General features: G+C 63.7%; 1 pseudogene. It reads left to right on the top strand.

The window, feature by feature from the left end:
• Nucleotides 1–19 precede the first annotated feature (19 nt).
• Nucleotides 20–256, top strand: a pseudogene (locus tag ACCD05_RS31980) (hypothetical protein); the annotation flags it as partial.

The raw sequence follows: 256 nt of genomic DNA, 5'->3' as shown, positions 1-256 counted from the left end.
CACGAAGAGAGGAAGCCGCATGAACTCCACCGCAGCCGCCAGCACGGGCACGACGCCCGCCCATTCAGGCACCGGTCATCTCAAGAAAGTGCTCGGTCCCGTCCAGCTCTGGGGCATCGCGGTGGGCCTCGTCATCTCGGGTGAGTACTTTGGTTGGAGCTACGGCTGGAACACGGCCGGCACACTCGGCTTCCTCGTCGCCACGGTGCTGGTGGCCACGATGTACACCACCTTCATCTTCAGCTTCACCGAGCTC

It is taken from the genome of Rhizobium sp. Rhizsp42 (genome assembly GCF_047304155.1).
Lineage (GTDB): Bacteria > Pseudomonadota > Alphaproteobacteria > Rhizobiales > Rhizobiaceae > Rhizobium.
The sequence above is the reverse complement of the archived record's forward strand: the minus strand, read 5'-3'. Positions and strand labels throughout refer to the sequence as shown.